This window comes from Nocardia sp. NPDC050710 (assembly GCF_040654375.1).
In the GTDB taxonomy this organism is placed as follows: Bacteria; Actinomycetota; Actinomycetes; order Mycobacteriales; family Mycobacteriaceae; genus Nocardia.
On sequence record NZ_JBFAHV010000054.1, the window covers coordinates 1 to 7,893 of the forward strand.

A 7,893-nucleotide genomic window follows, 5' to 3' on the forward strand; every position below is an offset into this window, starting at 1 on the left:
CGTAACCAGCACACCGCACCGATCCGAGACTTCGCCGTCGGTTCCAAGATCCGGTACCCGGATTACCTAACCGACGTTGCGTGACGCGGCACTAGATCCGAGTGCCGATCGAGCTGTCGCACAGTGGGCTCGCCGGTGCCCGCGAGTTCTGATCGCTGATGGCTATCGGCGGAGAGCGTGGGCGTCGAGGACTGTCTTGAGGAGACGGGCCGCAAAGCCCGCAGCATGAGCAGCACCGGCGAGGACGGGATGCCCGAGGCCGTCCAGGGCGAGGGCGGCGAAACCCAGGACAGTGGCCGCGACAGAAAGAGCGCGTCGGCGGATCTGGTGATGGTCCCGCTCGGTCACGGGGGCGGGCTCCGGTTCGAGGGAGTGGTTTTCGGTCATGGGGCGGTGCTCGCTTTCTGTCAAGTGGGCGTATGTGTCGGTGACAGGAAGCGGCCTTGAGTTCGACGCCGTACAGTCCGGCCGTCTCGGTTAAAGTGGCGAAACGCATGTCGTGACCTGTTTTTCGGTAACCCGAGTCGGGTCGAGCCGGGCCCGGACAGGAGGAGGGTGAGCCGCCTTTGACAGTCAGCGAGCCAGGGTCCATGCGTGCGCGGTTGGAGGCCGAACTCGCGTATTTGCGGGGGCGATCCCGATTGTCGGCCGAGGATGTCTCACAGTGGATTCGGGAGAAGAAGCGGACGAAGGTACCAGCGACGACGATCAGTGACTGGTTCAAGCCCAGCCCCACCATCCCCCGATACAACACCGGTCTCCTGCTGGTCGTCGAGTGCCTGTATGTCGCCTGTTCCGAGCCTTGGACCCCGCAGCGGGCAGCGCACTGGAAGAAATTGCGTGCTGCCGCCTACGCCGAACCCCGGCCTTTGCCCGACCCGGACCCGTTGACGGAAGTCCCGGACAGCGACCAGGGGCCCGGTGCGACGATGGTGGGCTCGGTCCCGGATCAGCCGAAGCATTTCGTCGATCGCGACCAGATCGCCCAGCTTATCGATGGGCTGACCAGGGGCCGGGTGGTGGTGACCGGGATGAGGGGTGCGGGCAAGACACAAGTGGCGGCGGCGTATGCGCGGTGGGTGCTCGACCACGGGCAGGGGGTGGTGGGCTGGGTGCGCGCGGACTCACCCGACACCCTCTACGGCGACTTGGGTGCGATCGCGGACTCCCTGGGGGTAGCCGATCCCGAGGGGGACAGTATGCGTTCGGCGCGTCGACTACGTGATCACCTCAACAACAGTGCGAAACCGGGGTTGCTGGTGTTCGACAACGCCGAGAATCCTGCCCTGATCCACCCCTTGCTGCCGTCAAGGGGCGGGGCACGGGTGGTGATCACCAGCACCGATCGGGCCTTCGCCTACCGCGCGGACGTGGTCGTCGATACTGGCCGCGGTTACAACACCGACCAAGCCCGCACCTACCTGCGCGAGGCTACCTGTATCGATGATGACCCCGTTGGTGAGGCGGTCCTGGCTGCGGAGTTGGGGTGTCTGCCGTTGGCGCTAACCGCAGCCGCGACCACGATCAACCCGCCCGACGGGCCCGGACTGACCTACGCCACCTACCTAGACCGGCTCCGTAGGCAGCCGCTACCGCGCGCGTTGCGCCACCGTGAAGGTCTCCACGAGCACCCGAAGCCTGTGGACCGGGCGATCATGATGTCTATCCTGGCGGCCGAAGCTCCCACAGACGACTCCGAACTCGACGCCATCGTGGCCTGGCTGCTCGGGCTGTTCACCGTCCTGGTCCCGTCCGGTATCGACCGGAGGCTGCTTACCCACCCGAACCCCGACCTCGAGGACCTGGTCGACGACGCAATCGAACGGTGCGTGCGGCACAGCCTGTTGAATTGGTCCACCGACAACACCGCACTGTCTACCCACCGGCTTACTGCCCGCGTTCTTCGCGAACGAGCCCGTGACAATGACACCAGCGACATGATCCTCAACAACGCACTCGACGTCATCGAACCGAAGCTGTTCGAAAAATTCGAAGCGCAGGCCCGCAAGCACGAGGGCACTCTCATAATCGACCAGATTGACGCCCTCTGGGGCAACGCCCTAAGCGCCGCTGGTACCGACACTCGCAACCGGGTCCTGGACCTGCTGCGCTGGGCCACCCAGCAACTTGTCGAAACCGCCGACCTCAGCCGGGCCTTTGTCCACGCCCAGAACGCCCTCGTACACCACGAAGAGAATCTAGGCGCAGATAGCCTGGCTACCCTGGTCGCGCGCAACGACCTCGCCGATGTTCACGAGTCGGCTGGCAGGGTAGTTGAGGCGATCAGGGTCTACGAGTGGAATCTCGCTGAGTGTGAGCGGGTTCTCGGCCCTGATCACCGCCAAACCCTGGTTACCCGTAGCGACCTCGCTGGTGCGTATCAGTTGGCTGGCCGGACGTCCGAGGCGATCAGAGTCTTCGAGTGGAATCTCGCTGAGTGTGAGCGGGTTCTCGGCCCCGATCACCGCAACACCCTGGTCGGTCGCATCAACATCGCTGCCGCCTACGAGTCGGCAGAGCGGGCCACCGATGCCATCTCGCTGCTCGAACAGACACTCCCCGAGTGCGAGCGGATTCTGGGCCCCGATCACCGCACCACCTTGAGTGCGCGCCACAATCTCGCGGGCGCCTACGTGACGGCGGGCCGCCTGGCCGAGGCGATCACGCTGTTCGAGCGTGTTATCACCGAGCACCGGCGGGTGCTGGGCCCGGAGCATCACATCACCCTGCTCTCGCGCCACGCCCTCGCTGGCGCCTATCGGTCGGCGGGGCGGGTAGAGGAGGCGATCAGGGTTTACGAGTCGAATCTCACCGAAGTCGAACGGGTTCTAGGCCCGGAACACCCCCTCACCTTGCTCGCACGCAACAACCTTGCCGACGCCTATCGGTCGGCGGGGCGGGTAGAGGAGGCGATCAGGGTTTACGAGTCGAATCTCACTGAAGCCGAACGGGTTCTAGGCCCGGAACACCCCACCACCTTAGTCGCACGCCACAACGTCGCCGACGCCTATCGGTCGGCGGGCCGGGTCAGCCAAGCCATCCCGCTGCTCGAAAAGGCACTCACTGAGTACGAGCGGGTACTGGGCCGCGACTACCCAGACACTCTGATCGCCCGCAACAATCTCGCCGGTGCCTACATGTCAGTGGGCCGAATGATCGACGCCATACCGCACTATGAGCAGAAACTTGCGGATCGTGAGCGAACCTTCGGTGTTGAAGATCCCCGTACACAGTTGGTGCGCGACTTTCTCGCTGTGATCCAATTCTGGCTCGGAGGTAGAAGGTGATACTTCGCTCCGCCCGCGGGATCTGCGGGGACCGACAGCACTGCGTGCTTCTCGGTGAATAGAGAACGGCCAGAATCGAACAGTCCACGAACTGCCACGTCGTAGAGACGGATGCCAGGACAGGCAAGCGGGACCAGAATGCGCCTCGGCGGCCGGTGTGCAGCCGATGCGCTGCGCCACCGGGCGAACTTTGATTCCGAGGAGGCAAACTTCGGCAGTATCGCTGTTGCGAAGCATTGTCGACCCGGGCGGGCGCGGGGGGCGGTAAAGATCGCTGGTACAGCGATACGACAGCAATGTATTTTTGTACTATGGCCCCGGATGACCAGCGTATTGCCAGGTCAGGACACCGTATGGAGTGTTTGATCTCATAATCCATTGGTCGCGGGTTCGAGCCCCGCCCGCCCCACAAACACCCGCTGACCAGCGGGTTTTTGTTTTTCTGGAGAGGTTTCGATCTAGAACAGCGCTCTTCCAGGACGCCAACATGCTCTGTCGCTCACCGAGGCTGTGTTCTTCTGGGGACTGCGTCTATATCTGGTGTGTACCCCGGTCGGTATGCGCGGAGAAGGCGTGGTGCCGCGTGCAGCGGGGGGAGGGGCCAACTGGGGGAGCGGCCGCTTGACCTGGGCGGGTATGTCGTGAGCCCGAGCCCTGGCTGCTCCCCGTCGTTCCGGCAGTACGTGGCGTCGGCTCGGGCGGGTGACGTCGATGCCCTGTTCTTACTCGAATCGGCGGATGCCGACGCGGTAGAAGTGGACGTACTGCTCTACAAACGGGCTTGGCCCTCGGAGTTGAAGGCATCGGTGATCAAAGTGCATCGTGCGTAGCGGGAGCAGGGTCTCGAGCTGTCGCTGGGTTCAGCAGAACCTGGAAGCGTTCGACGCCAGAATACTTCTCGCCGAGAGATGAGACGGTGAATCCAGTGGCGAGATAGAAACCGACGGCGGCAGTGTCGGTTTCGGCAATAATGGCGAGGTCGCGGTGTCGTGATCGGATCTCCGACAGGAGCTGGCGGCCGATTCCGCAACGGCGCCGGGAAACGGCCGCTGCGATGTGGAGCAGCACGATGTGGTTGCGGTGGACTTCGTAACCGGCCACGCCCACGAGTTCGTCATCGATGGTCGCGGCGATGAGGTTGGCCGCCTTGCTGTCTCGATAGCGTTGGGCGGCCACTGCGAGGCGATGGCGATCACCACCGATTGCGGCGAACAACAATTCGGCCACCTCGATGTCTTCTGCACTGGCCGATCCAATACGAACTATCCACATAGAGGCAACGTAGCGGTGTCGGCTCAGGATTCGAGGTTGCGCCCGAGTGGATCCCGCGGGCACGGTCAGGCGTCGACCACATCCACAACGTCGTGACCGTGAGCAGTTGCGGAATCGTTTCTGATACGCAGGCTTTGGCTCGGAACTATCTCGCAGACCAGTGCGACGCCGAGTCCTGCGAGCAGCGCGAGCGTGACTGCGGCGAACAACCGGGTGCTTCCCGTGAGTGTGCGTATATCGAGAGGAGCTTCGTCCTTCAGCGGCTCGGCCATTTGCCGCCGGTATTGTGACTCGATTGCGGCGGCTCCTCTTCGAGGCGTTCGATGCCGAGCTTTTCGGCGAACAGATGTCGTTGAGTGACCCAGCCTGCCACCGACAGCCCGATCCATACGAGGGTGGAGATGATCTGCTGCCATCCGGGCTCGGGGGCCCGCAGAAAGGCCAAGGAGTCGTCCATATGGCCGATTCCGCTGACTATCATGCTCGCGCCGCCGATCGAGGTCAGCCACAGCAGTGCGCGGGCACGGAATTTCTGTGCCAGGAACGCGCCGGCCACGCATACCGCGAGCGCCACGATCATGGTCAACGCCCAGTTCTTGTCTCCGGGCTGCAACACCATGGCCAACTTCGTGCCGATCATCGCGCCGGTGAGTCCGCCGATGAAATAGGACGCGAAGCGGAAGACGAGCGAGGTCACCACCCACGACGACACCGCGCCGATCAGGCCTATCAGCAGTAGCCACCAGAATGTCGCGTCGAACAGGTCGGCGATCAGCCATCCGAGCCCGAACCCGATCGCCAGAATTCCCAGATGCACTGATCGGATGCCGTAGAAACACAGCAGTGCGCCGACCAGGGCTACGACGATGCCATGCACATGCGCTCCAATCAGTGGTCCGGCGTTATCACTGATTACTCAGCGGTGAGTCCGATACCGCTGGGCTCGCGGCCGTCGATGTGCTCCCGCCGCGGGTCGGTGAGGCAACCAGGCCGACCTTGTCGCGATGGCAACGAGCAAGACCGATGAACAGCGACAATGCGACGCTATGGCGGGCGAGGTGGTGAAACCTCACACGTTTCGGGTGAGACCGGTCCTGCCGCTCCGGATGCCCCGATGCAGCGAATTCGCGCACGTGCGTACTGCGCTGATAGCCGCCCGTGGGCTGCCGCGGCAAAGGTCAGGAGCAGGGCTGGTTGGTCGGCGATGCGGGGGTACGGCTGCGGGCGCAGCTCCGCAGCCGCCGCCTCGGTGATCAGTTCTCGAGCGGTAGGCCCGCCTCGGTCCAATCCTGAATGCCCTCGCGATATTTGCGCACGTTGGTATAGCCGAGCGCCTCCAGCTTGGTGGCAACTTGCTGGCTGTTGGCGCACGCGATATTTGAGCAGTAGGTGACGATTGCCGCCGATTTGTTCGGAAGTAGTTGCGGTGCTCCAGTTTCCACGTCGGCCTCGACGAGCGGCAGCGCGCCGGGCAGATGAGCCTTCGCGTAGTACTCCCCACCCAGTGCGTCGATGACGGTCACCGAACCTGCCTCGATTGCCTCGACGAGTTCGTCGCGGGTGATCAATCCGGTCATGGCAGTGCCTTTCTCTAGCGCAATTTATGTGCGTGCGCACGCTACTATAAATGTGCGCGCGCACGCAACTGGTTATGATCGATGCCGTGCCGAACCCCGCGAATCGTTCCCAACCGGCCGTCAGCGCCTGGGCCGTGCTGCTACGGGTACACGCGAAGCTGGTGCCAGAGTTGGATACCGAGCTGCGTCGCGCCACCGGACTACCCCTGAGCTGGTACGACCTATTGCTGGAGCTGGATGGGCCGCAACGGCTGCGGATGAGCGACCTGGGGGAGCGGGTCGTGCTGAGCCGAACCCGGGTCAGCAGGCTGGTCGCCGAATTGGAGTCGGACGGGTCGGTGCGTCGCGAATCCAATCCCGACGACGGCCGATCGGCCTTCGTGAGCATCACCGATGCCGGTCGGCAGCGGCTGCGCGCGGCCGCTCCGCATTACCTGGCCGCCATCGAACGCCGGTTCGCCGGCCTTGCCGCCGACGAACTCGACACCGTGGCATCCGTACTGCGCAAGGTACTCGGTCCGGCCGATCTTCCCGATCCCACGACTGGAGGTTGACTGAGATTCACCGGTCACCCACGCCTGATCGGCGACCCGGACCGCCAACGCCGCGCGGGACGTAGTTCGCGGCTCGTCGGAGATGTCGGTAGCCGGTGATAGAACGTCTCGTGTCGGCAGCGATCTTGCTGCCGACACGCGGGTCGGGGGGTGTAGCCCGTCGCACCCGTGTGTGGGTCGTTTTAGGGGAAACACCATGAACAACAGTCAAATTCGGCGTCTCGGCGTGAGCATCATCGGATTCGCCGCGGTGGCGGCCGCGGTCTTGCCGGCGGCTCCCGCCCAGGCGAAGGTGCTCGATCTGAGCATCTCGGGCACGACGCACCAGGTGGGGGTCCGCTACACCCTGAGCGCGCACTGCGACTTCACCTCGTCGGTGATCTTCACCGACAACGGCGCTGTCATTCAGGACTTCACCGACATGGGTGGAATCCCGATCACGAGCTACCCGGATGCCAACGGGGTAGCCAAAATTCGGTGGACGCCGCGATCTGCTGGCGCGCATATGGTTGCGGCACAGGGATGCTCCAACCATACGCAGACGGATACACCCGTTGAGATCGTCGTCGAGGTGACCGGCGGATAACCTGTCGCACCGCAGGCTACGAGCCCTTCCGCGGTGCACGGCGGAAGGGCTCGTACGGTGGCCGCCAGTTGTCGCGGCTACGATCTCCGTCCGCTTCATGGCGAACTGGGCCGGGGCCACAGCGACCCGTGAGGTACCAGGCGCGTCCCACGCCCTCAGCGTCTCCCAACCGGATGCGGCATCGATCCTCGACGCCGTGCACGCGACTTTCGTCGTAATAGCCGTGGAGCCCAGGCAGGCAGGCGCCGCCTGGTAACAGCATCCGAGCAGCACGGCATCACTTGGCGGGGTATCTCGGAGACTGGATCTCGGTGATCGTGGCAGTCCCCACAACTGGTCGCTGTTCGTGCATGGTGATCACGTCACCGGGCTCGAGGTGCTTCCAATTCGCCGGGGTGAGTGGAAGCAGCCTGATCGGGCCGTGTCCGCCCGGTTGTAACTCGGATGCGGACTCGACCCGGATTCGGGCGACGTGCAGGTCGGCGGAACCGGGGGCGAGATCTGGGCAACCGATGGCCCACATCGGTCGAACGTCTCCGGTTCCGGGGATCGGAAGTCGGCGGGCCCCGCCTTCGCGGGCGATTGATCCGTAGATCACACGACTTTACTCCAGTAAA

9 protein-coding genes are annotated in these 7,893 nt (G+C 63.9%); 5 read left to right on the forward strand and 4 right to left on the reverse strand.

Annotation, left to right across the window (positions count from 1 at the left end; all coding sequences use genetic code 11):
* Positions 1–177: 177 nt before the first annotated feature.
* The 3 genes from AB0H61_RS38810 to AB0H61_RS38820 all read left to right on the forward strand — a co-directional run bounded on the left by AB0H61_RS38810 (position 178) and on the right by AB0H61_RS38820 (position 4,117).
* Positions 178–447, forward strand: a complete 270-nt coding sequence (locus AB0H61_RS38810) for a hypothetical protein (protein ID WP_357313884.1) — start codon at positions 178–180, stop codon at positions 445–447.
* A gap of 482 nt (positions 448–929) precedes the next feature.
* A complete protein-coding gene (gene fxsT, locus AB0H61_RS38815) occupies positions 930–3,287 on the forward strand; it encodes an FxSxx-COOH system tetratricopeptide repeat protein (RefSeq protein WP_357313905.1) in 2,358 nt (785 codons plus the stop codon).
* A gap of 641 nt (positions 3,288–3,928) precedes the next feature.
* Positions 3,929–4,117, forward strand: coding sequence for a hypothetical protein (locus AB0H61_RS38820; RefSeq protein WP_357313887.1), 189 nt, complete (start codon positions 3,929–3,931; stop codon positions 4,115–4,117).
* Here AB0H61_RS38820 and AB0H61_RS38825 read toward each other — a convergent pair.
* The 4 genes from AB0H61_RS38825 to AB0H61_RS38840 form a co-directional block, all read right to left on the reverse strand.
* Positions 4,098–4,559 (reverse strand): GNAT family N-acetyltransferase, encoded by a 462-nt coding sequence (locus AB0H61_RS38825; RefSeq protein ID WP_357313889.1) that lies wholly within the window; start codon positions 4,557–4,559, stop codon positions 4,098–4,100. The two genes, AB0H61_RS38820 and AB0H61_RS38825, sit on opposite strands and share 20 nt — an antisense overlap.
* Positions 4,560–4,624: 65 nt before the next feature.
* Entirely contained in the window at positions 4,625–4,831 is a 207-nt protein-coding gene (locus tag AB0H61_RS38830; RefSeq protein WP_357313892.1) for a hypothetical protein, read from the reverse strand.
* Positions 4,816–5,436 carry a DUF4203 domain-containing protein gene (locus AB0H61_RS38835; protein WP_357313894.1) on the reverse strand — a complete coding sequence of 207 codons (621 nt, stop codon included), beginning with the start codon at positions 5,434–5,436 and terminating at the stop codon, positions 4,816–4,818. Before AB0H61_RS38835 ends, AB0H61_RS38830 begins: the two co-directional genes overlap by 16 nt.
* A 376-nt stretch (positions 5,437–5,812) precedes the next feature.
* Positions 5,813–6,136 (reverse strand): rhodanese-like domain-containing protein, encoded by a 324-nt coding sequence (locus AB0H61_RS38840; protein ID WP_357313897.1) that lies wholly within the window; start codon positions 6,134–6,136, stop codon positions 5,813–5,815.
* An 86-nt stretch (positions 6,137–6,222) separates the two neighbouring features.
* Here AB0H61_RS38840 and AB0H61_RS38845 point away from each other — a divergent pair, with 86 nt between their 5' ends.
* Positions 6,223–6,690 (forward strand): MarR family transcriptional regulator, encoded by a 468-nt coding sequence (locus tag AB0H61_RS38845; RefSeq protein ID WP_357313900.1) that lies wholly within the window; start codon positions 6,223–6,225, stop codon positions 6,688–6,690.
* Between the two features lie 196 nt (positions 6,691–6,886).
* Positions 6,887–7,276, forward strand: a complete 390-nt coding sequence (locus AB0H61_RS38850) for a hypothetical protein (protein WP_357313902.1) — start codon at positions 6,887–6,889, stop codon at positions 7,274–7,276.
* Positions 7,277–7,893 lie beyond the last annotated feature (617 nt).